General features: G+C 69.7%; 22 protein-coding genes. 9 read left to right on the top strand and 13 right to left on the bottom strand.

The features are described 5' to 3' along the window. Nucleotides 1-5: 5 nt before the first annotated feature. Both prpC and ACGHC0_RS13095 read right to left on the bottom strand, forming a co-directional pair. A complete protein-coding gene (prpC, locus tag ACGHC0_RS13100; protein ID WP_368355640.1) occupies nucleotides 6-1,178 on the bottom strand; it encodes a 2-methylcitrate synthase in 1,173 nt (390 codons plus the stop codon). Nucleotides 1,179-1,180: 2 nt separating this feature from the next. Beyond that, nucleotides 1,181-1,579, bottom strand: coding sequence for an acyl-CoA thioesterase (locus ACGHC0_RS13095; protein ID WP_368351340.1), 399 nt, complete (start codon nucleotides 1,577-1,579; stop codon nucleotides 1,181-1,183). A gap of 121 nt (nucleotides 1,580-1,700) precedes the next feature. On the opposite strand from ACGHC0_RS13095, the gene ACGHC0_RS13090 reads away from it, so the two are divergent. From ACGHC0_RS13090 to gloA, 3 genes are all read left to right on the top strand, one after another. Continuing rightward, nucleotides 1,701-3,110: a short-chain fatty acyl-CoA regulator family protein gene (locus ACGHC0_RS13090; protein WP_368351339.1), complete on the top strand. Its 1,410-nt coding sequence runs from the start codon at nucleotides 1,701-1,703 to the stop codon at nucleotides 3,108-3,110. Between the two features lie 23 nt (nucleotides 3,111-3,133). Beyond that, nucleotides 3,134-3,943, top strand: a complete 810-nt coding sequence (locus tag ACGHC0_RS13085; RefSeq protein ID WP_415265796.1) for an SDR family NAD(P)-dependent oxidoreductase — start codon at nucleotides 3,134-3,136, stop codon at nucleotides 3,941-3,943. Between the two features lie 70 nt (nucleotides 3,944-4,013). Next, nucleotides 4,014-4,430 carry a lactoylglutathione lyase gene (gene gloA / locus ACGHC0_RS13080; RefSeq protein ID WP_011795880.1) on the top strand — a complete coding sequence of 139 codons (417 nt, stop codon included), beginning with the start codon at nucleotides 4,014-4,016 and terminating at the stop codon, nucleotides 4,428-4,430. 27 nt (nucleotides 4,431-4,457) lie between these two features. Here gloA and ACGHC0_RS13075 read toward each other — a convergent pair whose 3' ends face one another. The 7 genes from ACGHC0_RS13075 to ACGHC0_RS13045 all read right to left on the bottom strand — a co-directional run bounded on the left by ACGHC0_RS13075 (nucleotide 4,458) and on the right by ACGHC0_RS13045 (nucleotide 10,953). Then, nucleotides 4,458-4,670: a hypothetical protein gene (locus tag ACGHC0_RS13075; RefSeq protein ID WP_368351337.1), complete on the bottom strand. Its 213-nt coding sequence runs from the start codon at nucleotides 4,668-4,670 to the stop codon at nucleotides 4,458-4,460. 50 nt (nucleotides 4,671-4,720) lie between these two features. After that, nucleotides 4,721-5,374, bottom strand: a complete 654-nt coding sequence (eda, locus tag ACGHC0_RS13070; protein ID WP_368351336.1) for a bifunctional 4-hydroxy-2-oxoglutarate aldolase/2-dehydro-3-deoxy-phosphogluconate aldolase — start codon at nucleotides 5,372-5,374, stop codon at nucleotides 4,721-4,723. Further along, nucleotides 5,365-7,218: a phosphogluconate dehydratase gene (edd, locus tag ACGHC0_RS13065; RefSeq protein ID WP_415265795.1), complete on the bottom strand. Its 1,854-nt coding sequence runs from the start codon at nucleotides 7,216-7,218 to the stop codon at nucleotides 5,365-5,367. The genes eda and edd overlap by 10 nt, the downstream gene beginning before the upstream one ends. Nucleotides 7,219-7,417: 199 nt before the next feature. Next, the gene (locus ACGHC0_RS13060; protein WP_415265794.1) at nucleotides 7,418-8,434 is read right to left on the bottom strand and encodes a TRAP transporter substrate-binding protein; all 1,017 of its coding nucleotides are present in this window, start codon (nucleotides 8,432-8,434) and stop codon (nucleotides 7,418-7,420) included. An 80-nt stretch (nucleotides 8,435-8,514) separates the two neighbouring features. Continuing rightward, nucleotides 8,515-9,795 (bottom strand): TRAP transporter large permease, encoded by a 1,281-nt coding sequence (locus ACGHC0_RS13055; RefSeq protein WP_415265793.1) that lies wholly within the window; start codon nucleotides 9,793-9,795, stop codon nucleotides 8,515-8,517. Between the two features lie 10 nt (nucleotides 9,796-9,805). Further along, the gene (locus tag ACGHC0_RS13050) at nucleotides 9,806-10,327 is read right to left on the bottom strand and encodes a TRAP transporter small permease (RefSeq protein ID WP_415265792.1); all 522 of its coding nucleotides are present in this window, start codon (nucleotides 10,325-10,327) and stop codon (nucleotides 9,806-9,808) included. Continuing rightward, on the bottom strand, nucleotides 10,324-10,953 hold the full coding sequence (locus ACGHC0_RS13045; RefSeq protein WP_415265791.1) for a gluconokinase: 630 nt from the start codon (nucleotides 10,951-10,953) through the stop codon (nucleotides 10,324-10,326). Before ACGHC0_RS13045 ends, ACGHC0_RS13050 begins: the two co-directional genes overlap by 4 nt. A 144-nt stretch (nucleotides 10,954-11,097) precedes the next feature. Between ACGHC0_RS13045 and ACGHC0_RS13040 the strand changes: the two genes are divergently transcribed. After that, nucleotides 11,098-12,138: a LacI family DNA-binding transcriptional regulator gene (locus ACGHC0_RS13040; protein WP_415265790.1), complete on the top strand. Its 1,041-nt coding sequence runs from the start codon at nucleotides 11,098-11,100 to the stop codon at nucleotides 12,136-12,138. A gap of 42 nt (nucleotides 12,139-12,180) precedes the next feature. On the opposite strand, the gene ACGHC0_RS13035 is transcribed toward ACGHC0_RS13040, so the two are convergent. Continuing rightward, nucleotides 12,181-12,672, bottom strand: coding sequence for a DUF2165 family protein (locus ACGHC0_RS13035; RefSeq protein WP_415265789.1), 492 nt, complete (start codon nucleotides 12,670-12,672; stop codon nucleotides 12,181-12,183). A 29-nt stretch (nucleotides 12,673-12,701) separates the two neighbouring features. Then, nucleotides 12,702-13,229, bottom strand: coding sequence for an OmpA family protein (locus tag ACGHC0_RS13030; RefSeq protein WP_415265788.1), 528 nt, complete (start codon nucleotides 13,227-13,229; stop codon nucleotides 12,702-12,704). A gap of 17 nt (nucleotides 13,230-13,246) precedes the next feature. Here ACGHC0_RS13030 and ACGHC0_RS13025 point away from each other — a divergent pair, with 17 nt between their 5' ends. The 3 genes from ACGHC0_RS13025 to pdxH all read left to right on the top strand — a co-directional run bounded on the left by ACGHC0_RS13025 (nucleotide 13,247) and on the right by pdxH (nucleotide 16,970). Next, complete coding sequence (locus tag ACGHC0_RS13025; RefSeq protein WP_368351327.1) at nucleotides 13,247-13,897, top strand: gamma-glutamylcyclotransferase; 651 nt, start codon at nucleotides 13,247-13,249, stop codon at nucleotides 13,895-13,897. Between the two features lie 519 nt (nucleotides 13,898-14,416). Then, nucleotides 14,417-16,252, top strand: a complete 1,836-nt coding sequence (locus ACGHC0_RS13020) for a hypothetical protein (protein ID WP_415265787.1) — start codon at nucleotides 14,417-14,419, stop codon at nucleotides 16,250-16,252. Nucleotides 16,253-16,292: 40 nt separating this feature from the next. Beyond that, complete coding sequence (gene pdxH, locus ACGHC0_RS13015) at nucleotides 16,293-16,970, top strand: pyridoxamine 5'-phosphate oxidase (RefSeq protein WP_368351325.1); 678 nt, start codon at nucleotides 16,293-16,295, stop codon at nucleotides 16,968-16,970. A 65-nt stretch (nucleotides 16,971-17,035) separates the two neighbouring features. On the opposite strand, the gene ACGHC0_RS13010 is transcribed toward pdxH, so the two are convergent. Both ACGHC0_RS13010 and ACGHC0_RS13005 read right to left on the bottom strand, forming a co-directional pair. Then, the gene (locus tag ACGHC0_RS13010) at nucleotides 17,036-17,989 is read right to left on the bottom strand and encodes an AEC family transporter (RefSeq protein WP_415265786.1); all 954 of its coding nucleotides are present in this window, start codon (nucleotides 17,987-17,989) and stop codon (nucleotides 17,036-17,038) included. Nucleotides 17,990-18,002: 13 nt separating this feature from the next. Then, nucleotides 18,003-19,172: a S41 family peptidase gene (locus ACGHC0_RS13005; protein WP_415265785.1), complete on the bottom strand. Its 1,170-nt coding sequence runs from the start codon at nucleotides 19,170-19,172 to the stop codon at nucleotides 18,003-18,005. 185 nt (nucleotides 19,173-19,357) lie between these two features. Between ACGHC0_RS13005 and ACGHC0_RS13000 the strand changes: the two genes are divergently transcribed. Together ACGHC0_RS13000 and ACGHC0_RS12995 are read left to right on the top strand one after the other, a co-directional pair. Further along, nucleotides 19,358-20,830 (top strand): aldehyde dehydrogenase family protein, encoded by a 1,473-nt coding sequence (locus tag ACGHC0_RS13000; RefSeq protein WP_415265784.1) that lies wholly within the window; start codon nucleotides 19,358-19,360, stop codon nucleotides 20,828-20,830. A 71-nt stretch (nucleotides 20,831-20,901) separates the two neighbouring features. After that, nucleotides 20,902-22,227, top strand: coding sequence for an NAD(P)/FAD-dependent oxidoreductase (locus ACGHC0_RS12995; protein WP_415265783.1), 1,326 nt, complete (start codon nucleotides 20,902-20,904; stop codon nucleotides 22,225-22,227). The last annotated feature ends 6 nt before the right edge of the window (nucleotides 22,228-22,233 follow it).

Raw genomic sequence — 22,233 nt, 5'->3', positions numbered from 1 at the left:
CGTGCTCAGCCGCGTGCTTCGATGGGAACGAAGGTGCGGTCTTCCGGGCCGGTGTAGTGGGCGCTGGGGCGGATGATCTTGTTGTCCATGCGCTGCTCGATCACGTGCGCAGCCCAGCCGCTGGTGCGAGCGATCACGAACAGCGGCGTGAACATCGCGGTGGGCACGCCCATCATGTGGTAGCTCACGGCGCTGAACCAGTCCAGGTTGGGGAACATGCGCTTGGCCTCCCACATCACGGACTCCAGCCGTTCGGCGATGTCGAACATCTTCGTCGAACCGGCCTCCTGCGAGAGGCGCCGGGCCACGCCCTTGATGACGACGTTGCGCGGGTCGCTCACGGTGTACACCGGATGGCCGAAGCCGATCACCACCTCGCGTGCCTCGACACGGCGGCGGATGTCCGCTTCGGCTTCGTCGGGGGTGTCGTAGCGCTTCTGGACTTCGAACGCCACTTCGTTGGCGCCGCCGTGCTTCGGGCCGCGCAGCGCGCCGATGGCACCGGCGATGGCCGAATGCATGTCGCTGCCGGTGCCGGCAATCACGCGGGAGGCGAAGGTGGATGCGTTGAACTCGTGCTCCGCGTACAGGTTCAGCGAGGTGTGCATGGCTCGCACCCACCCGTCGCCCGGCGGCTGCCCGTGCAGCAGGCGCAGGAAGTGGCCGCCGATGGAGTCGTCGTCGGTCTCCACGTCGATGCGCCTGCCGTTGTGGGAGAAGTGGTACCAGTAGAGCAGCATCGAACCCAGCGACGCCATGAGCCGGTCCGCGATGTCGCGGGCGCCTGGCAGGTTGTGGTCGTCCTTCTCGGGCAGCACGCAGCCGAGCACGGACACGCCGGTGCGCATCACGTCCATGGGATGGGCCGCCGCGGGAAGGGCTTCCAGCGCGCCGACCACGGCGTCGGGCAGGCCGCGCAAGGCTTTCAGCTTCGCCTTGTAGGCCTTCAGCTCGGAACGCGTGGGCAGCGTGCCGTGCACCAGCAGGTGCGCTATTTCCTCGAACTCGCAGACCTCGGCGATGTCCAGGATGTCATAGCCGCGGTAGTGCAGGTCGTTGCCGGTTCTGCCGACGGTGCACAGCGCGGTGCTGCCCGCCGTGACGCCCGAGAGGGCGACGGACTTCTTGGGCTTGAAGGCGGCGACGGTGCCGGTTTCCGCGGCGGTGGTGGTGCTCATGCTCATGGTCGTGTCTCCGGTTTCAGATAGGAACGGTCGATGGGCGCGGGGCGGCCGGCGGTGTCCACCGCCACCATCTCGAACACCCCCTTGAGGACTTCTTCGGCGGGTATGCCGGGCAGGTCGGCCAGGCCGGTCACGCACACCGTCATGGAACTGCGGCCGACCCGGCCGACCCAGGCACGCAACAGCAGCTGCTGGCCCACGGCCACGGGGGCCAGGAAGTGGACGCCGGTGACGCCAGCCATCACCACCTCGCGCTGCGCCAGGCTGCGCGCCGCCAGGAAGGCGCACTTTGCCAACAGCTGCAGAGCCTGGCCCGCGAACAGCGTGCCGTGGTGGTTCGTCAGCGATGGAAGCACCAGTTCCCGCAATTCGACAGTTCCCTGAGGTGTTGGCATGATTCGCAATTTACGCAGAACCTGGACGCTGGAACAGGACTGAAAAAGCGAATTTTTGCGAACAGGTTGGCCCTGGTTGCGAATTTTGTGAACCGTGGCCGAAATACCTGGAACACATACGATGAAGAAAACATTCATGGGCGTGAAGCTGCGCAAGCTGCGCGCCGAGCACGGGCTGTCGCAGATCGCTCTGGCGCATGCGCTCGGGTTGTCTCCGAGCTACCTGAACCAGCTCGAGCAGAACCAGCGGCCGCTCACCGTCTCCGTGCTGCTGAAGATTCACCGCACGCTCGGGGTGGACATCCAGGAGTTCTCCGAGGACGAAGAGGCGCGGCTCGTCGCCGGGCTCCGGCAGGCGCTGGCGGACGCCGCCGAGCCCATCGCCCTGCCGGAGCTGCAGGAAGTCGCGGCACAGATGCCGGCACTCGGGCGCGCCGTGCTGGCGCTGCATCGCCGCCACCTCGAGGCGGTCGAGCGCAACGAGATGCTGTCGCTGCGGCTGGGGGACGGACGCCCGGACGCCACCCTGCCCGTCGCCATGCCCTTCGAAGTCGTGCGGGACTTCTTCTTCGCCCACCAGAACCACTTCGATGCGCTGGACCGTGCCGCCGAATCCCTGGCAGCCGAGGCCCGCGCAGAAGGGGGGAGCCTGGCCGAATGGCTGATACGGCGGCTCGGACAACGGGGCGTGCGCGTCGAGCGCGCGGACGATGCGCGGCACAGCAAGCGCAGCTTTTCTCCCGAGCGCCAGATCCTGCAGCTCGCGCCGGGGCTGGACGATGCGCAGCGGGCATTCCAGTTGGGCACTCAGCTGGCGCTGCTGGAGCATGCCGGCGCCATCGAGCGGCTGATCGACCTGCCGCAGTTCGCCGGGGATGCCGCCTCGCGCAAGCTGGCCCGCATCGGCCTGGCCAACTACTTCGCGGGCGCGCTGCTGCTGCCCTACACGGCCTTCCTGGAGGCGGCCGAGGCGCTGCGCTACGACATCGAACTGCTGCAGCAGTGCTTCCAGGTCGGGTTCGAGACCGTCTGCCACCGCCTGAGCACCCTGCAGCGGCCGGGCGCGCCGGGCGTGCCGTTCTTCTTCGTGCGCGTGGACCGCGCGGGCAACATCTCCAAGCGGCAGTCGGCCACGCACTTCCACTTCAGCCGCACGGGCGGCACCTGCCCGCTGTGGAACGTGTACGAGGCTTTCGGCCAGCCGGGGCGCATCCTGGCCCAGCTCTCGGCGATGCCGGACGGACGGCGCTACCTCTGGATCGCGCGCACCGTCTCGCGCGGGCAGCATGGCTATGGCTCTCCGCGCCAGACCTTTTCCATCGGGCTCGGCTGCGACGTGCGGCACGCTCCGCGCCTCGTGTACGCCAAGGGCCTGGACCTGCAGGATCCCGAGGCGGCCACGCCCATCGGCATGGGATGCAAGGTGTGCGAGCGCGAAGCCTGCCCCCAGCGCGCATTCCCGTACGTGGGGCGCGCGCTGGAGGTGGACGAGCACCACAGCCGGTTCGCACCCTACGGGTTCGCAGGCTGAGACACCACCGCTAACATCGGGCCATGCACCACTCTCCTACGCCCTCTTCTCTTCCCGGCGCGGTCAGCTTCGGCCACGCGGACCGCATCTGCATCGTCACCGGAGGCGCCCAGGGCATCGGCGAAGCCTGCGCGCGGCGCTTCGCCCGCGAAGGCGCACGGGTGGTCGTCGCCGACGTGGACGACGCACGCGGCAGCGCCCTGGCGGCGGAGCTCCCGCAGGCACTGTACGTGCGCTGCGACGTCGGCGACAAGGCCCAGGTGGATGCGCTGGTCGCCCGCGTGCTGGAGGCCTGCGGCCGCATCGACGTGCTGGTGAACAACGCCGGCATCTTCCGGGCGGCGGATTTCCTGGAAGTGAGCGAGGAAGACTTCGACGCGGTGCTGCGCGTGAACCTCAAGGGCTCGTTCCTCGTGGGCCAGGCGGTGGCCCGTGCGATGGTGGCTGCGGGCCGCGGCGCCATCGTGAACATGAGCTCGGTGAACGGCGTGCTCGCCATCCCCACCATCGCCAGCTACAACGTGAGCAAGGGCGGCATCAACCAGCTCACGCGCGTGATGGCCCTGGCGCTGGCTGCGCGCGGGGTGCGGGTGAACGCCGTGGCGCCGGGCACCATCGCGACGGAACTGGCCGCGCAGGCCGTGCTCACCAGCGACGACGCCCGCGCCCGCATCATGAGCCGCACGCCCATGGGCCGGCTGGGCGAGCCTGCAGAAATCGCCGACGTGGTGGCCTGGCTGGCCAGCGATGCCGCCAGCTACGTGACGGGCGAGATCGTCACGGTGGACGGCGGGCGCATGACGCTCAATTACACGGTGCCCGTGGGCGGCTGAGCGGCGGCAGCGAGCAGCCGCCCAGGCCGCGCACCCGCCGGGGTTTCCGATCTCGCGGCACAATCGACGGATGCGATTCCTCCACACGATGCTGCGCGTTGGCAACCTCCAGCGCTCGATTGATTTCTACACCCAGGTGCTCGGCATGCAATTGCTGCGCACGTCGGAGAACCCCGAGTACAAGTACTCGCTGGCGTTCCTGGGATTCGACGGCGGGAACCCGGGCCAGGCCGAGATCGAACTCACCTACAACTGGGGCACCGAGAGCTACGACATGGGCACGGCCTACGGCCACATCGCCCTGGGCGTGCCGGACGCCTACGCGGCCTGCGAGAAGATCAAAGCCGCGGGCGGCAACGTCACGCGCGAGGCCGGCCCGGTCAAGGGCGGCACGACGGTGATCGCCTTCGTGACGGACCCGGACGGCTACAAGATCGAGCTGATCGAGCGCAAGAACGACGTGGGCGCGGGTACCGGCTTGCGCTGACGCGGACTTCGCTCCGGGCGATGCGCCTTACGGCGCGTGGCCTGCGTCGAGCGCGGGCGGACGCAACAGGTCCGCATTGACCCCCATGGCCTCGCTGGCGCGCTCGACCGCCTGCCAGAGCGGTGCCGGCATGCGCAGGATGTCTTCCGGCGAATCGGCCTGGGCGATCCAGGCATCGATCTGGTGGTGCTGCTCGGGGGTGAGCAGCTCGAGGTTCAGCATCTCGTCGATGGTTTTCATGGCGACAGTATCGCCAACCCAGCGGGCCGGCGACATTTCCTTTCCTGCCGTCAGCGTGCCGGACGCAATGCCGCGGCGGCCCGGGCCAGTTCGGTGATGCGCGCCCAGTCGCCGGATGCCAGCGCGTCGCCGGGCACCAGCCACGAGCCGCCCACGCAGGCGACGTTGCCCAGGGCCAGGAAATCCGCCGCATTGCCCGGCTGGATGCCGCCCGTGGGACAGAACACCACGTCGCCGAAGGGGCCCTGCCAGGCCTTGAGCATGGCGAGGCCGCCGGCCTGCACGGCCGGGAAGAACTTGAGGGCGTTGAAACCCTCTTCCTGCGCCATCATGATCTCGCTGCCGGTGGCCACGCCGGGCAGCAGCGGCAGGCCGAGGTCGCGGCAGGCGCGGCCCACGGCGGGCGTGAAGCCCGGGCTCACGGCGAAGCGCGCGCCCGCGCGGGCGGCGGCCTGGGCATCGGCCGCGCTGCGCACGGTGCCGGCGCCTACCACCGCCTCGGGCACGTCCCTGGCGATGGCTTCCATGCAGGCCAGGGCCTGGGGCGTGCGCAGCGTCACTTCCAGCATGCGGATGCCGCCCGCCACCAGCGCGCGCGCCATGGGCACGGCGTGCGCCACCTCGGTCAGCACGATGACCGGGATCACCGGCGCGTCGCGCATCACCTCCTGCGCGGTCAAGGCATCGCGTTCGTTCACAGCCATGTGCAGGCTCCTTCTTCCGCGCTGAGCGCATTGCGCCGGAATCCGGCAAACAGTTCGCGGCCCCAGCCGTGGCCATCGGCACGGGCCAGTTCCTCGGGCTGGGTGGCAGGCACACGGGCCGCCCATTCCGCAGGGTCCACCAATGCATTCAGCGTGCCCGCCACGGCGTCCAGCCGCACGATGTCGCCGTCCTGCACGCGCGCCAGCGGCCCGCCTGCCAGCGCCTCGGGCGAGACATGGATGGCGGCGGGCACCTTGCCGGACGCGCCGCTCATGCGGCCGTCCGTGACCAGCGCCACGCGATAGCCCTTGCCTTGCAGCACGGCCAGCGGCGGCGTGAGCTTGTGCAGCTCGGGCATGCCGTTGGCACGCGGGCCCTGCCAGCGCACCACGCAGACCAGCCCGTGCGACGGGTGGGCCTCGCAGGCCCGGTCCAGTTCGCCGGCCTGGAAGGCCTTTTGCAACTCGGCCTGCGAGGCGAAGACGCGCGCGGGTGCCTCGATCACATGGTGGTCTTCGGGCACGGCCGAAATCTTGATCACGCTGCGGCCCAGGTTGCCTTCGAGCAGCTTGAGCCCGCCGATCGGGCTGAACGGCGCATCCGCCGGGCGCAGCACACCGTCGTCGCCGCTGGCACCGATGGGGGCCCAGGAAAGCCTGCCCGTGCCGGGGGCCGCGGCATCCTCCACCGGCAGCCGGGTGTATTCGCGCAGGCCGCCGGGCCGCACGGTGAGCACATCCTCGTGCATGAGGCCGGCGTCCAGCAGTTCGCGGATGACGTAGCCGGGGCCGCCCGCGGCCTGGAACTGGTTCACGTCGGCGCTGCCGTTGGGATAGACGCGTGCGAGCAGCGGCACCACGGCCGAGAGCGCCGCGAAATCGTCCCAGCCGATGGCGATGCCCGCGGCGCGGGCCACGGCGACCCAGTGGATCAGGTGGTTGGTGGAGCCGCCGGTGGCGAGCAGCGCCGCCATGGCGTTGACGATGCAGCGCTCGTCCACGATGCGGCCGATGGGCGCGCACGGCGCACCGGGCTGGCCGAGCACGGTGCGGGCGGCTTCGCGCGTGAGTTCGGTGCGCAGCGCCTCGCCCGGGTTCACGAAGGCGGTGCCGGGCACGTGCAGGCCCATCGCTTCCATCAGCATCTGGTTGCTGTTGGCGGTGCCGTAGAAGGTGCAGGTGCCCTCGCCATGGTAGGCGGCGGATTCGGCGGCGAGCAGCTCTTCGCGGCCGACCAGGCCCTGGGCGGCCTGCTCGCGCACCTTGGCCTTGGCGCTGTTCGAGAGGCCCGAGGTCATCGGCCCGGCCGGCACGAACACGGTGGGCAGGTGGCCGAAGTGCAGTGCGCCGATCAGCAGGCCGGGCACGATCTTGTCGCACACGCCGAGCATGAGCGCGGCGTCATAGACGTCGTGCGACAGCGATACGGCGGTGGCCATGGCGATCACGTCGCGGCTGAAGAGCGACAACTCCATGCCGGGCGTGCCCTGCGTGACGCCGTCGCACATGGCCGGCACGCTGCCCGCCACCTGGGCCGTGGCACCGTGCTGGCGGGCCACCTCCTTGATCAGGTCGGGGTAGTGGCGCAGCGGCGCATGGGCCGAGAGCATGTCGTTGTAGGCATTGACGATGCCGATGTTGCGCGCTCGCTCGGCGACGACGCGGAACTTGTCGTTGCCGGGCATGCCTGCGAAGGCATGGGCGACGTTGGCGCAGCCCAGGCGGTCGGCTCCGCGGTCGCGCTGCGCGTGGAAGTCGAGCTGGGCGAGGTAGGCCGCGCGCGTGGGCGCACTGCGCTCGCGGATGCGTTCGGTGACGGAGTGGACGGTATCGTGGAGTGGCATGGCGGTGTGTGGGGCGGTGCCTTGCAGGATCGATATGTAGAGGGAAGGAAGGCCGCTGGAGGGCCGCGGCTCCCTGTCAGGAATCGTACGCCTTTCGCATGACCCACGAGTGTAGGCCGATGCGAGGGCCGCTGCCGCATGCGGCCGGGCCCGGCCGCATTGACTGGTTCGCGCGCCCTGCCCGGCCCGCGCCGTCGCCTTACTGGCCGCCGCGCGCCTGCTTGACGGCGGCCTGCACCGCGTCCCAGGTCTCCTGGCCCACCGACTTGGCGATGCCGGCGTTCACCGAGGTGAGCTTCTCGCGCATGCGGTTGGCTTCGGCGGCGGGCAGTTCGTTGACCTGCATGCCCTTGGTCTTCAGGTCGGCCAGGGCCTTGGCGGCTTCTTCGCGCGTGTCCTTGCGCTCGAAGTCGCGGCTCTTCACGGCGGCGTCCTGCAGCACCTTCTTCTCGGCCGGGCTGAGGGTGTCCCACCACTTCTTGCTCACCGTGACGATCCACGGGCTGTAGACGTGGTTGGTGACGGTGAGGTACTTCTGCACCTCGTAGAACTTGCTCGACACCACGGTGTTGAAGGGGTTCTCCTGCCCGTCCACGGCGCGTGTCTCCAGCGCGGTGAACAGTTCGGAGAACGGCAGCGGCACGGCGTTGGCACCCAGGGCCTTGAAGCTGTCGAGGAACACGTTGTTCTGCATCACGCGCAGCTTGATGTCGCCCATATCCTCCAGCTTCGTGACGGGCCGCTTGCTGTTGGTGAGGTTGCGGAAGCCGTTCTCCCAATAGACCAGGCCGACCATGCCCTTCGGTTCGAGCCTGGCCTTCACCTTCTCGCCCACGGGGCCGTCGAGCACCGTGTCGGCTTCCTTCACGTTGGCGAAGAGGAAGGGGGTGTCCCACACGGCCATCTCGGGCACGATGCCGACCAGGGTCGCGGTGGAGCCCACCATCATTTCCTGAGCCCCGCCGATGAGCGCCTGCTGCATCTGCGTGTCGGAGCCCAGCGAGGCGTTGCCGATGGCCCGCACCTTCATCTTGCCGCCCGTGGCCTTTTCGACCTCCTGGGCGAAGAAGCGCACGGCGCGGCCCTGGTTGGAGTTGTCCACCAGCCCGTAGCCGAAGCGCACGATGCGCGGCTTGAAGTCCTGGGCCTGGGCGACGGACGCGCCGCTGGCGGCGATGGCGGCCACGAGGGTGGCGAGGGCGAAACGGATGCGCATGGTGTTGTCTCCTGAAAAAAGCGGGAAGCAGCGAAAACAGGGAAATGGGGTGGCGATGGCGGATGGATGGCCGAGCGGTTTCAGTGCATCCAGCCCAGCGGCGCGGTGATCATCTGCGGGAAGATGACGAACAGGACCAGCAGGAGCACGTACACCAGCAGGAACGGCGTGGTGCCGCGGATGACGGTCTCCATGCGCAGCCGGCCCACGCCGGCCACCACGTTCTGCACCGTGCCCACGGGCGGCGTGATGAGGCCGATGCAGCCCACGTAGATGAACATGAAGCCGAAGTACACCGGATCGATGCCGGCCTTGACGGCGAGCGGCACGCACACGGGGCCGAAGATCAGGATGGTGGGCGTGAGGTCCATGGCCGTGCCCACCACCAGCAGAAACACCATCATGAGCGCCATGAACAGCATGGGGTGGCCCATGACGCCGGCGAAGCTGTCGGCCAGCAGGTTGGGCAGGTCGGCCAGGGTGATCATGTAGGCGGTGACGGTCGCCGCGCCACAGAGGAACATCACCACCGCGGTGGTCTTGCCGGCGGCCAGGAACACCTCGTAGAGCCGGGCCCACGTCATTTCGCGATAGACGAACATCGAGACGATGAGCGCATACACGGCGGCCACCACGGCGGCCTCGGTGGGCGTGAAGATACCGCCCTTGAGCCCGCCCAGGATGATGACCGGCATCATCATGGCCCAGAAGCTGTGCAGCAGCGCGCGCATCCGCGCGCCCCAGGCCACGCGCTCCATGGCCGGCAGCTGGTGCTTGCGGGCGATCCACCACCAGGCGAGGATGAGGAAGACGCCCATCATCAGCCCGGGGAACACGCCTGCCAGGAACAGCTTGCTGATCGACGTGTTGGTGGTCACGCCGTAGATCACGAACGGCATCGAGGGCGGAATGATGGGAGCGATGATGCCGCCCGAGGCCAGCAGGCCGGCGCTGTAGCTGGCTGGGTAGTTCTGCTGGCGCATCATCGGCAGCAGGATGGTGGCGAGCGCCGCCGTGTCGGCGATGGCCGAGCCGCTCATCGATGCGAGCAGCACCGCCGCGCCGATGGCCACGAAGCCCAGGCCGCCGCGGATGTGGCCGACGAAGGCGCGCGCCAGGTCGATGATGCGGCGCGAGAGCCCGCCCGCGTTCATCAGCTCGCCTGCGAGGATGAAGAACGGCACCGCCAGCAGCGGGAAGTTGTCGAAGCCCGCCTGCAGGTTCTGCGCCAGCAGCTGGGAATCGAAGAAGTCCAGGTGCCACATCAGGGCAACGCCGGTCAGGATCAGCGACTGGGCGATCGGCATGCCGATGGCCATGCCGCCGATCAGCACGCCGAGGAAAATGAGGGTCACGACCATGGCGGTTCCTTCACTCGATGGTGGCGTCGCCACCCGCATCGTCGCCGGCCGGCCGGCCGCGCACGAGATCCAGCACCAGCGCCACGAGCAGGCCCGCCGCCAGTACCAGCGTGGCCGCCGCGCCGAGCGCGAGCGGGTAGCCCAGCACGGTGCTGTAGCTCTCCATGCCGGCCACCACCTGCGCCCACGAACCCTTGAGCAGCAGCACCATGCAGAGCGCCACCAGGGCCTGGCTCACCCAGAACAGCGCCTTGCGCGGCGCACCCGAAAGGCGCGCGGTGAGCATGTCGAAGCCCAGGTGCTTGCCCTCGAACGCGGCCACGATGGCGCCCACGGCCACCAGCCAGACGAACAGCAGGCGCGAGATCTCCTCGTACGACACGATGCTGGTGCCGAACGCGTAGCGCAGCACCACGTTCACGAACACGGCCACGACCATGCCGGCCAGGGCCAGCACCATGAAATGCTCCGCGATGCGCTGGAGCGCGGGTTTGCGGCGCGCGGGGGCGCCTGCGCCGGGGTGGTCGTTCATGGGGTGTCTCCGGAGGAGGCCGGCGCGCAAGGGGCGCCGGGGGCGGGGGAAAATGGCGCGGCAGCCTCCGCGCCGCCGTCGCCGTGCATCCAGTGCGCGATGGCGCTGCCGAGGTCGTGGATGGACCGCGTGGCGTCCAGCGCCAGCACGCCGGGCTCGCCGCGCGGCGACTCCAGCGTGGCAAACTGGTTGGCGACCAGCGTGGGCGAGAAGAAGTGGCCCGGCCGGTGGCTGACGCGCGCAAGCGCTTCGTCGTAGTCGAGCTCCAGGAAGGCGAAGCGCAGCCCGGGCGCGGCGGCGCGCAGGTGGTCGCGGTAGCGGCGGCGCAGCGCCGAGCAGGTCAGCACGATGCCGCCCTGCCCTGCGCCATCGCGGGGGTGGACAGCGTGGGCCAGGAGCTGGGCGAGCCGGTCCAGCCAGCCGGCCCGGTCTTCGTCGGTGAGCGGCTGGCCCGCGCGCATCTTGGCGACGCTTTCGGGCGAGTGGTAGGCATCGCCCTCGTGCAGGGTCCAGCCCAGCAGCGCGGCAGCCTCGGCCGCGACACTGGATTTGCCGCAGCCGGAGACGCCCATCACTACCACGGCGGGCAGGTGCCTGCTTTGGATAGCGCTATCCGTTGAGTTCATAAAAATCGCGGAGGCCTCTTTTGGGAACCTGCCGCGTCGTCTCCGTCGAATGGATGAGGTCAATCGCCTTGCCCTGTCGTTAACCCTGAGCAAGATAGCGCTATCCTAGACCACAATAAGCGCCAGACCGATCCGGATTAACCCTTGAACGATTCCGCCCCGCCCCGCCCCCGACGGACCCGCCGCGCCAGCGGCCGCGTCACCCTGGACGACGTGGCCCGGCTGGCGGGCGTGAGTCCGATCACGGTCTCGCGCGCGCTGCGCCGCGAGCGCAGCGTGGACCCGGCCCTGGCAGAACGCGTGCAGGCAGCCGCGCAGGAACTGGGCTATGTGCCCGATCCGGCGGCGCGTGCCCTCGCCTCGCAGCGCAGCACCCAGGTGCTCGTGCTGGTGCCCATGCTGTCGAACACGCTGTTCGTGGATCTGCTGGAAGCCGTGCATCGCACGCTGTTCCCGCAGGGCTTTCTGCCACTGATCGGCGTGACCCACTACGATGCGGCCGAGGAAGAGGTGCTGCTGCGCACCTACCTGCCCCACCGGCCCGCAGGCCTGCTCGTGACCGGTTTCGACCGCAGCGAGGCCGCCCGCCAGCTGATCGCGCGCAGCGGCGTGCCGTGCGTGCATCTCATGGAAACCAGCGATGCGCCGGGCGTGCACTGCGTGGGCTTCTCCCAGCTGGAAGCGGGCGCTGCCATCACGCGCCACCTGCTGGAGCGCGGCCGGCGGCGCATCGCGTTCTGCGCCGCCCAGCTCGACCCGCGCACGCTGCAGCGCGCCGAGGGCTACCGCCGCACGCTGCGCGAGGCCGGGGTGTACGACCCGCAGCTGGAAATGCTGAGCCCCGAAGACTCTTCCATCGCGCTGGGCGCGCGCCTGTTCGAGGAAACGCTGCGGCGCGCGCCGGACGTGGATGCGATCTTCTTCTGCAACGACGACATCGCGCAGGGCGGGCTGCTGGCCGCCAGCCGCTGCGGCGTGCCGGTGCCGGAACGGGTGGCCGTGGCCGGCTTCAATGACCTGGCCGGCAGCGACCAGATGGTGCCGCCCCTGACCACCGTGCGCACCCCACGCGGCGAGGTCGGGCGGGCGGGCGCCACGATGCTGCTGGGGCTGATGCACGGTACGCCGCCTGCACGGCACTGCGTGTCGCTCGACTACGAACTGGTCGTGCGTGGCAGCACCTGACATGGGGCGCGTACGGCCCGGCGAAAAAGCCCGGCGGAGCGGCTAGCCGTTCTCGCTCTGCGCGACGTAGATGAGCACCACGCCAATGCACACGATGAAGCGGAAGGCGGATTCGACGCCGTTCCACTGGGTCGATTGCCACATCAGGAACCATTCGCCCGCGACGGTCATGAAGCCGAAGAACCAGACGACCAGGCCGAGCGTCAGGCCGCAGACCGCGAGCGCCTTGGCCCGGGCGAAGGCCGGGGGCGCACCGCGCAGCTGCCGCCAGAGTGCGATGGCACCGGCCAGGCACAACGCTCCGGTCACCAGTTCCCCTGCGATGATGAGCCAGTAGGCGGCATGGTGCAGGAGCGGCGAGGAGATCGCGCGCCCCATGAGCCGGTTGCCCGGAAACGTCGTGTCCATGAGCAGGACGTGCCGGGTGAACTCGAAGTTCGACCCGTAATCGACGATGTTGTTGTAGCCGACGAGCAGGCAGAACAGCGCCACCAGCAGCACCAGCAGCGCCTTCGAGGCCCTGACGGCGGTCATTGCGATGGATTCCTGCACCGGCCGGCGGCTCAGCCCAGCGTCACTTCCACGCGGCGGGCTTCGGCGGCATTGCCGTCGCCCTGGGCGAGTTCGGGTTTGCGCAGCTCGATCCGGTCCTCGGGCGCGCCGGCAGCCACCAGTGCGTCGCGCACGGCCTGGGCGCGCTGCTTGGCCAGCTCGGCGTTGGCAGCGGCGTCGCCCGTGGCGTCGTGGAAGCCCGAGATCACCACGCGGCGGTTGCCGTCCTTCACGGCGCGCACCACGTCGGCGATGGCCGGGGCGGCATCGGCCGTGAGGTCGGCGCGGCCGGAGGCGAAGTAGAACTTCACCACGCTGCCGGCCACCACCACGCGCGCGACCTCGTTGCCGGCGATGTCGAGCGTGCCGGCAGGCGCCACCACTTCCGCGGCAGGCGCGGGATCCGCCGCCGGGCGGGCGATGCCGCGCTGGACCACCACGGTACCCACCACGGCGGACACCACGATGGCGATGATCGCGAACAGGAAGCCGAGGGCGAAGCGTTGCTGGCTGTCGTCGTCGGAAGAACTGAAGGCCATGATGGGAAACTCCGTAGATGAATAATGGTGGGATGGACGAAACCGCGAATTGTAGTGGCGCGGCCCAGGCCGCCCTTCCCTCTCCGCTGCGCGATCCGGCCCCGATGCTGGAACGCGCCCTCGCCGAATGGGGCGGCACGCAGGACCTCTGGATCTTCGGGTACGGCTCGCTCATCTGGCGCCCGGATTTCGAGTTCGCCGAACAGCGCCTCGCGCGCGTGCATGGCTGGCACCGCGCGCTGAAGATGTGGAGCCGCGTGAACCGCGGCACGCCCGAATGCCCGGGCCTGGTGCTGGGCATGTTCCCCGGCGGCAGCTGCCGGGGCATGGTCTTCCGCGTGGAGCGGGCGCATGCGCGGCAGGTGATGGTCAACCTCTGGCATCGCGAGATGCCCACGGGCGTATACGACCCGCGCTGGCTGCCCTGCTCCACGCCACTGGGCACGGTGCGGGCGCTGGCGTTCACGCTCTCGCGCAGCAGCCCCAACCATACGGGGGAGTTGTCGGAGGCCGAGTACCGGCGCATCTTCTCGGAAGCGAGCGGTCGGTACGGCACGACGCTGCAGTATGCACAGGCCACCTACGACGGCCTGCGCCGCCTGGGGATCGAGGACCGCGCGCTCGCGCGGCTGCTGCGGTTTTCCCCGCAGGATTCCAGCCCGGGCTGACCGGCCTGCGCCACCGGCGCCGTTCGCTCCCGCGACCATTGCTTCGCCGGGGCGCGGGAAGATTTCACCTATCGGAATAGATTGCGGCAAACGGCCAATCAACAAGGCTGTGGCGGCCCGTCCGGCCGTTCCCCGGCGCCTCGCAAGAGGCCGGCCCCGCAGCCTGATCCTTCCGATAAGAAAACCATGACCTTTCTGCAATTTCCCTCTCTCCGCCGCACGGGCAGTCCTGCCGGGGAGGCTTCGCCTTCTTCCGTTTCGCCGCCATCCTCGCCCCGCTCCGCGGCCGCCGGCAGCCGCCGGCATGCGCCCGGAGGCCTGACCGAGCCGCTGTTGCGGCAGCGCCCCGGGGCTGAGCCGGGCGAGCCGGCATCCCCGGCTGGCCAGTCTTCGAGCCATGTCCGGCCGCGGATCCGGTGGCTGCTGGCAGGGGAGACAGCGCTCGGGGATGTTCGTCTCAAGGCGGCGGACCGCAGCTGCACCGGCAAGGACCTCCAGACCGCCAAGGCGAAGATTCGCATGACCACGCTGGCGCGCCAGGCCGTGCTGAAGGCGCAGTTGAACCGCGAGCAGCGGGATACCTACGTCGCACGGCTCAAGGAAGTGATTTCCACCGACCAGTTCCAGCACCCCATGGCGATCGAGGGCATCGTCGGCCGCGGGCCGGACCAGCGCCTGACATCCCGGAACAAGGTGATCCAGGCCGTCCTGAACTACGTGCAGGCGAAGCACCCCGAGGAGGCCGCCCGTCTGGATCTGCAGGATCTCACCGAACTGCGGCTGCCGCTGGAGGCGGACATCCTTTTGAACGCCTGGGAGTTCTCCGCCGGCTGCCGGGTGCGCGAGATCCGCCTCGCCGACGGCGAAACGGAGGAAGCCGACATCCAGCTCTCCACCTACGTGGCGCGCGAAGCGATCAAGAAAGGGACGGCGGCCTTCGGCGAGGGCGCCCGGCTGCGCCCGGTGAGCGTCAAGGACGTGGACCCTTCCAGCGAAGCCGAGGACGCGCACACCGCTCCGGCTCCCGGGCTGGAGGGCAACCCGGAAAAGCACCCGTTCGCCTTCCTGCAGGGCGTGCGCTACCGGGCCGAGTCGGACCACGAGGGCCTGCAGGCGCTGGTCAACCGGTGCCTGGGGGCCAGCGATCCCGTCACACTCGAGCTCCGCGGGCGCCTGGGCGCACAGGCCGTCAATGCCGTGCTGAGCCGCAAGCAATTCACGCCCGCACTGGGCTGGGGCATGGCGGCGAGCGTCGTGGGCGCCGGCGGGCTGGCCTTGTTGCTGGACGTCGCGGCCTGGGGCGCGGTGAAGGCGCAGGTAGCCGCCGCGCTCGGCGAGGACCACCCCGCCACCCAGATGACGGAAGCGCTGCTGGCGTCCCTCACGGCGCTGTTCGCGGAAACCGTGGACTCCCTCATCATCAAGCGGCTGATCGGCACATACCAGGGCGAACCCCTGCTGCCGGAAACGTTCGCGCAATTCATGGACGACCTGAAGGACTCCGCGGTCTCCGGATCCATCGCGGCCGTCGGGGCGATTCCCAACAACGTCGCCGAATTGACGCAGCAATGGGCCATGGAGCCTGTCACCATGGCCACCAACCAGATCGCCGCCTCCACCTCGGGGGCGATGGTGCCGCGGGAAGTCGCGCAGGCCCATGGCGAAATGGCGGCGGGGGTCCTGCAGCGCATGAACGATGGCTTCCTGCCGCCCCCCGACGTGGCGCTGGCCGCGGGATCCAGCGAGGCCCAGGCCCGGCGCGCGCTGGCAGACCATGCCATGGCGGACACGCAGGGCGCCCTGGAAGTGGCGCCCGGCCACGGGCTGGCCATCAACTCGATGGGCATCGGTTCGGTCATCAGCCTGTTGGCCGGCTTCGTGCCCTTCGACACCATGTCCCGCACCCACGTGCTCAAGCCGGTGGTGCAGAAGATCGTCACCATCATGGTCAACACGCCCACCGAGGTGCTCAGCATGGGCACGGGCATCCTGACCGCCAACCACCTCGGGGGGGTCTTCGGTCTCACCACGGATGAAGAGAAAAACAACCTCATCACCGAGCTGATCGTCAACAAGGCGATAGCGCGCCTTGAGCAGGCACAGGCCCGGCCCGGGCAGACTTCCAGCATCCAGATCACCGAGGAAGAGCTGCGCGCCATCGAGCACCCCGCCATGGCGCTGACCTTCCCGGCTGGCCGGGCCATCGTGAACACGATGAACGGGGTGACCGACCTGATCGCACGCTGCTGGGGCGCCCTCCGCGGCGTGCCCGACGAGCGCCCCGGAGAGCAGGTGGATACGCGCGACCTGATGCAGCGCATGGCAGAACGGGGCCGCCATTCCGCACCGGTGTGACGCAGGCAGGCCCTGCGCGGCACGGCGGCGGGCGGAAGGCATGCACAATCGCGGCATGTCTTCCCCCTCCTCCCCGTTGTCGTCCTCCATCGCCGACCTGCGCAAGAGCTACGAGCGCGCCGAGCTCGGCGAGGAGGCCTCGCATGCCGATCCACTGCGGCAGTTCGACCAGTGGCTGCAGGAAGCCGTGGCCGCCCAGGTGCCCGAACCCAATGCCATGACGTTGGCCACCGTGGGCGCGGACCTGCGCCCGAGCACGCGCGTGGTGCTCATCAAGGGCTACGACGAGCGCGGCATCGTGTGGTACACCAATTACGAAAGCCGCAAGGGCCGCCAGCTGGCCGGCAATCCGTTCGCGGCCCTGCAGTTCCACTGGATCGAGCTCGAGCGCGTGGTGCGCATCGAGGGCCGGGTCGAAAAAGTGAGCGATGCCGAAAGCGACGCCTACTTCGCCAGCCGGCCGCTCGATTCGCGCATCGGCGCCTGGGCGAGCCCGCAGAGCGAGGTGATCTCCGGCCGGGGCGTGCTGGTGGCCAATGCGGCGAAATACGGTGCGCAGTTCCTGCTGCAACCGCCCCGCCCGCCGCACTGGGGCGGCTACAGGCTCCAGCCCGACCGCTGGGAGTTCTGGCAGGGACGCAAGAGCCGCCTGCACGATCGCCTTTGCTATCGGGCGGAAACCCAGGGCACCTGGATGCGCGAGCGCCTCGCACCGTGACCCTTTCCACGGCCCTGTGAAAGCGGCAGGGCGCGGCGGCCGGAGCGTCCCGGTGGCGTGGCGTTTCAGTGCCAGAGCCGCTGGGCCAGCAGCAGCATGACCGGCACGGTGGCGAGCGCCAGCGCGGTCGAGAGCGCGATGCTGGCCGATACCTCGTCCTGCATGGTGCCGTAGCGCTGGGTGAAGAGGAACACGTTGGCCCCCACGGGCAGCGCCGCGGCCGTGAACATCACCGCCACCGAAAGGCCGGACAGGCCCATGCCCCAGGCCAGCGCGAACAGCAGCAGCGGGTGGGCGATGTTCTTGACCACGGCGATGCCCAGCGCCTCCCGTGCATGGTGGCCGACCTTGGTGTAGGCCAGCGTCACCCCCACCAGCAGCAGCGCCATGGGGCCGAGCGCGGTGCCCAGCACCTGCAGCGGCTTGTCGATCACCTCCGGCAATACCAATCCTGTCTGGCCGAACAGCAGGCCTGCCAGGATGGGCAGCGGCACCGGGTGCACGATGCCGTTGCGCACCGCCTGCAGCACGGTGTGCAGCACCGGGCGCGGCGCGCTGCGGCCCGAGCGCTGGCTCTCGCGCGCCTCGGCCAGTTCGAACACGACCGTGGCAGCCGTGAGCAGCACGAGCGCGTGCAGCGAGATCAGGGTGAAGAGCGTCACCAGCCCTTCCTTGCCGTACACCAGCCCGACCAGCGGCACGCCGATCATTATGTTGTTGCTGAACATGTTGGCCAGGCCGCGTGCCGCCGCGCGGGTGGAAAAGCCCGCGAAGGCCATAGTGACGATGAACACCAGGCTCGCCGCCAGGAAATACAGCGCCACCGGCTCGAAGTTGAGGTCCTGGACCCGCACCGCGCCCATGGTGCGGAACAGCAGTGCCGGCGTGAGCACCAGGAAGACGATGTTGGAGAGGTCCTTGATGGCCGTGGCCCGCACCCAGCCGATGCGGGCCGCGAAGAATCCGATGGCGATGCACAGGATGACGGGAACGAGGGAGGCGAAGACGGGAGAGTTCACAGGCGGATGCGAGTCACTTTTGCAGGGACGCCATCGCCGCCTGCAGCGTGCTCTGCGCAGAGGGATCGGCCACGATCTGGTCCGGCGCCACGCCGTTTCCCTGGATGCTCCGGCCGCCCGGGGACATCCAGTAGGCCGTCGTGAACTTGATCGCACCCTTTTGCATCGGGCGGATGGTCTGGATGCTGCCGCGCCCCGCCGTGGGCCGGCCGAAGACCCGTGCCCGCCGGTGGTCCTGCAGGGCGGCCGCGACGATTTCCGCGCCCGACGCCGTGTCGGCATCCACCAATACCGCCAGCGCCATCGTGCGGATCTGCGGCGGCAGGTTCTCCAGCGGATCCTGCCGGCCTGCGCCCCGGTAGGCATCGGGGGTGGCCAGGTAGGTGGCGCCGGCCTGCGCCCCCGCGCCGGAGGTCTTCATGACCACCGTATCCCTGGGCAGGAACATGGAGGCAATGCCCACCGTCGATTCGACGAGGCCTCCCGGGCAACCGCGCAGATCCAGGATCATGGCGTTGAACGGTTCCACCTGCCACGCCCCGGCGATCGCTTCCGCGGCCTCCTGCAGCGCCGAGGCGTTGAAGTGCGGCACGCGCAATTGCGCCATGCCCGGTGCCGGCCGCGACAGCGACACCCTGGGGGCCGCATAGGCCCGTCGCTCGACCGCAATGGTGAGGACGGACAGCGAGGACTCCCGGAAAACGGTCAGCGCCACCGTGCTGCCGGCGGGACCGGACAGGAGCTGGCGGACCCTGGCGCCCTCCAGCCCCTTCACCCGCGCGCCATCGACCGCGTACAGCCGGTCGCCGGAAGCGATGCCCGCCTGCGCGGCCGGACTGCCCTCCAGCGGCACGAGTTGGTATTGGTGGTCGCGGTAACGGAGCTGGACCCCGATGGCCTCTGCGTCGGGGGCTGCAGGTTGGCGCTGCGCTTCAAGCTCCGCGGCCGTGAAGTACTCGCCGCTGTCCGGATCCGCCTCACGCACCATGCCCTTGGTCGCCGCGACGAGCAGTGCGCGGTCGTCAGGCTTCTCCACCAGGGAAGTCTGCAGTTCGCGGTACACGCTGGCGAGGATCTGCAGTTCCTCCTTCGGTATCGGTCCGGCGGGCTGGGCTGCGGCGTGCGCCGACGCGAACAGGGCCAGAACGAAGGCAAAGGCGGAATGGAGCGGTGGGGGAGTCATCTGGAAAGGTAGGGGGCGTCGCGCGACGGAGGATTATCCCGCGTGGAGGCCGCGTGCCGGCCCGCCGCATGGCATGCCGCCGAGCCCCCCAAAAACCGCAGCTTCATCGCTATGCGCCCCGCTTTTCCCAACCGGCCGTGGGGCGCCGCATGGTGCAATTGCCTGCAATGACGCCGATCGTTCCCATGACCTCTCCCCTCATCGAACGCCTGGCCCGCGACGGCCGCCTGGACCGGATCTTCGTCGATGGCGGCTGGCGGCGGCCGGAGGGAACGTCCCGCGCGACCGTCATCGACCCTTCCACCGAGCAGCCACTGGCGGAGATCGCACTGGGCGATGCCCGGGACGCGGCGGCTGCGATCGCCGCGGCGCGGCGCGCCTTTCCTGCCTGGTCGGCAACCAGGCCGCAGCAGCGTGCCGCCCTGCTGGGCCGGCTGCATGCCCTGGTCCTGGAGCGTGCGGAATCGTTCGCCCAGGCGATCTCGCTGGAAATGGGGTCCGCCATCGCCGTGGCGCGCGCCGCGCAGGTGCCGATCGCCGCGGAGCACTTGCGCGTGGCCCGCGACCTGGCGGCCAGCCACCCGTTCGTCACCCATCGGGACGGCATGGCCATCGTGCGCGAGGCCATCGGCGTCTGCGGCCTGATCACGCCCTGGAACTGGCCGCTCTACCAGATCACTGCCAAGGTAGGGCCGGCGCTGGCCGCGGGATGCACCGTGGTGCTCAAGCCCAGCGAGCTGTCCCCGTTCAGCGCGATGCTCTTCGCCGAGGCGATGCAGGACGCCGGGATGCCTGCCGGGGTGTTCAACCTCGTGGCGGGCGAAGGGCCGGAGGTGGGTGCCGCGCTGGCGTCCCATCCCGAGGTGGACATGGTCTCGATCACCGGCTCCACGCGGGCCGGCGTCCTCGTGGCACAGGCGGCCGCGCCCACGGTCAAGCGCGTGGCCCAGGAGCTGGGCGGAAAGTCTCCCAATGTCATCCTGCCGGATGCCGATCTTTCGGTGGCCGTGCCGGCCGGCGTGGCGGCGGGCATGCGCAACGTGGGCCAGTCCTGCAGCGCACCGACGCGCATGATCGTGGAGCGCGCCCGCCTGGCCGAGGCCGAGCGCCAGGCGGCCGATGCGGTGTCGCGCATGGTGGTCGGCGATCCCCGGTCGGAGCGGACCACGCACGGCCCGGTGGCCAACCAGGCCCAGTTCCACCGGGTGCAGGAGATGATCGCCGCCGGGATCGAGGAAGGTGCGCGCCTGGTCTGCGGCGGCCCCGGCCGCCCGGCGGGCCTGGAGCGCGGCTTCTACGCGCGCCCGACCATCTTCTCCGATGTGCATCCGCGGATGCGGATCGCCCAGGAAGAAATCTTCGGACCGGTGCTCGTCCTCATTCCCTACGACACGGTCGATGAAGCCGTGGACATCGCCAACGACACCATCTACGGCCTGGGCGCCCACGTGCAGGGCGCCGATCCCGTGGCGGCCCGGGCGGTCGCGATGCGGATCCGTGCCGGGCAGGTGCACATCAACAACCCCGCCTGGAGCCCGCACGCTCCCTTCGGCGGCTACAAGCAATCGGGCAACGGGCGCGAGTACGGCGTCGAGGGGCTCCACGAGTACCTGGAAACCAAGGCCATCCTGGGCTGGGCCGGGGAGCCGGACGCATGACCGCCGCATCGCCGCCCCGGCGCCCCGCACCGTCCCTGCGTTCCGTTCCGACCGAAAAGCGAGATCCTTCCATGCAACAGCCGCTGCGCCTCATCGAGACGTCGTCCCCCCTGCCCACCAGCGCCGATGCCGTCGTGATCGGGGGCGGGATCATCGGCGTCTTCACCGCGTACTACCTGGCGCGCAGGGGCATGTCGGTCGCCCTGGTCGAAAAGGGCTGGATCGGCGCCGAACAGTCCAGCCGCAACTGGGGCTGGTGCCGGCAGCAGAACCGCGACGCCCGGGAACTGCCCATGGCCACCAAGAGCCTGGAACTCTGGGAGCAGTTCGCCGCCGAGTCCGGGGAGGACACGGGCTTCCGGCGCTGCGGCCTGTTCTACTTGAGCAACGACGAGGCCGAACTTGACCGCTGGGCGCGCTGGGGCGTCTTCGCGAAGTCCGCCGGCGTTGTCACGCACATGCTGAGCGCCGAGGATGCCACTCGGCGCGGCAGTGCGACCGGCCGGCCCTGGAAAGGCGGCGTGCTCTCCCCCAGCGACGGCACGGCCGATCCCGCCAAGGCCGCTCCGGCTGCCGCCTCCGCATTCATGAAGCTCGGCGGCACCGTGCACCAGAACTGCGCCGCCCGGGGCATCGAGCTGCAGGGCGGGCGCGTCAGCGGCGTGGTCACCGAAGCCGGAACCATCCGCACGCGCATCGCGATCTACGCCGGGGGCGCATGGGCCTCCTCGTTCTGCCGCCAGCTGGGAATCCGCTTCCCCCAGGCGACGGTCCGCCAGTCCATCGTGCGCGTCTCGGCCATCGCCGAGGCGCTACCCGACACTCTGCACACGGCAGGCGTGTCCCTCACCCGGCGCAGCGACGGCAGCTACACGCTGGCCATCAGCGGGCGTGGCCGGGTGGACCCGACGCCGCAGCTGCTGCGCTTCGCACCGCAGTTCGTCCCGATGTTCGCCAAGCGCTGGCGCAATGTGTTCCCGGGCGGCCTGGAAGGCATCCGGAGCGGCCACGAAACGCTGAGCCGCTGGCGCCTCGATGCGCCGACGCCGATGGAGCGCATGCGCGTACTCGATCCGAAGGCGGACCCTGCGGCCGTGCGGGAAACCCACCGCCGGGCCGTCGCCCTGCTGCCCGCCCTGCGGGAAGCGCACATCGCCAACGCCTGGGCCGGCTACGTGGACAGCACGCCCGACGGCGTGCCGGGCATCGGCGAGGTGCCGGGCATCCCCGGGTTCATCCTCGCTGCCGGTTTCTCCGGCCACGGTTTCGGCATCGGGCCGGGGGCCGGCCACCTGATCGCCGACCTCGCCAGCGGCGACACCCCCCTCTTCGACCCCCGCCCCTACGATCCCGAGCGGTTCCGGAACTCGGCGTGGGGCAAGGTCGCGGATTTCTAGGCGACC

It is taken from the genome of Acidovorax sacchari, assembly GCF_042847045.1.
GTDB lineage: Bacteria > Pseudomonadota > Gammaproteobacteria > Burkholderiales > Burkholderiaceae_C > Paracidovorax > Paracidovorax sacchari.
The sequence above is the reverse complement of the archived record's forward strand: the minus strand, read 5'-3'. Positions and strand labels throughout refer to the sequence as shown.

Excerpts from the sequence above, each read along its gene's own strand:
- prpC (WP_368355640.1), bottom strand. The coding sequence starts at position 1,178 with ATGAGCACCACCACCGCCGCGGAAACCGGCACCGTCGCCGCCTTCAAG.
- ACGHC0_RS13095 (WP_368351340.1), bottom strand. The coding sequence starts at position 1,579 with ATGCCAACACCTCAGGGAACTGTCGAATTGCGGGAACTGGTGCTTCCA.
- ACGHC0_RS13090 (WP_368351339.1), top strand. The coding sequence starts at position 1,701 with ATGAAGAAAACATTCATGGGCGTGAAGCTGCGCAAGCTGCGCGCCGAG.
- ACGHC0_RS13085 (WP_415265796.1), top strand. The coding sequence starts at position 3,134 with ATGCACCACTCTCCTACGCCCTCTTCTCTTCCCGGCGCGGTCAGCTTC.
- gloA (WP_011795880.1), top strand. The coding sequence starts at position 4,014 with ATGCGATTCCTCCACACGATGCTGCGCGTTGGCAACCTCCAGCGCTCG.
- ACGHC0_RS13075 (WP_368351337.1), bottom strand. The coding sequence starts at position 4,670 with ATGAAAACCATCGACGAGATGCTGAACCTCGAGCTGCTCACCCCCGAG.
- eda (WP_368351336.1), bottom strand. The coding sequence starts at position 5,374 with ATGGCTGTGAACGAACGCGATGCCTTGACCGCGCAGGAGGTGATGCGC.
- edd (WP_415265795.1), bottom strand. The coding sequence starts at position 7,218 with ATGCCACTCCACGATACCGTCCACTCCGTCACCGAACGCATCCGCGAG.
- ACGHC0_RS13060 (WP_415265794.1), bottom strand. The coding sequence starts at position 8,434 with ATGCGCATCCGTTTCGCCCTCGCCACCCTCGTGGCCGCCATCGCCGCC.
- ACGHC0_RS13055 (WP_415265793.1), bottom strand. The coding sequence starts at position 9,795 with ATGGTCGTGACCCTCATTTTCCTCGGCGTGCTGATCGGCGGCATGGCC.
- ACGHC0_RS13050 (WP_415265792.1), bottom strand. The coding sequence starts at position 10,327 with ATGAACGACCACCCCGGCGCAGGCGCCCCCGCGCGCCGCAAACCCGCG.
- ACGHC0_RS13045 (WP_415265791.1), bottom strand. The coding sequence starts at position 10,953 with ATGAACTCAACGGATAGCGCTATCCAAAGCAGGCACCTGCCCGCCGTG.
- ACGHC0_RS13035 (WP_415265789.1), bottom strand. The coding sequence starts at position 12,672 with ATGACCGCCGTCAGGGCCTCGAAGGCGCTGCTGGTGCTGCTGGTGGCG.
- ACGHC0_RS13030 (WP_415265788.1), bottom strand. The coding sequence starts at position 13,229 with ATGGCCTTCAGTTCTTCCGACGACGACAGCCAGCAACGCTTCGCCCTC.
- ACGHC0_RS13025 (WP_368351327.1), top strand. The coding sequence starts at position 13,247 with ATGAATAATGGTGGGATGGACGAAACCGCGAATTGTAGTGGCGCGGCC.
- ACGHC0_RS13020 (WP_415265787.1), top strand. The coding sequence starts at position 14,417 with ATGACCACGCTGGCGCGCCAGGCCGTGCTGAAGGCGCAGTTGAACCGC.
- pdxH (WP_368351325.1), top strand. The coding sequence starts at position 16,293 with ATGCACAATCGCGGCATGTCTTCCCCCTCCTCCCCGTTGTCGTCCTCC.
- ACGHC0_RS13005 (WP_415265785.1), bottom strand. The coding sequence starts at position 19,172 with ATGACTCCCCCACCGCTCCATTCCGCCTTTGCCTTCGTTCTGGCCCTG.
- ACGHC0_RS13000 (WP_415265784.1), top strand. The coding sequence starts at position 19,358 with ATGACCTCTCCCCTCATCGAACGCCTGGCCCGCGACGGCCGCCTGGAC.
- ACGHC0_RS12995 (WP_415265783.1), top strand. The coding sequence starts at position 20,902 with ATGCAACAGCCGCTGCGCCTCATCGAGACGTCGTCCCCCCTGCCCACC.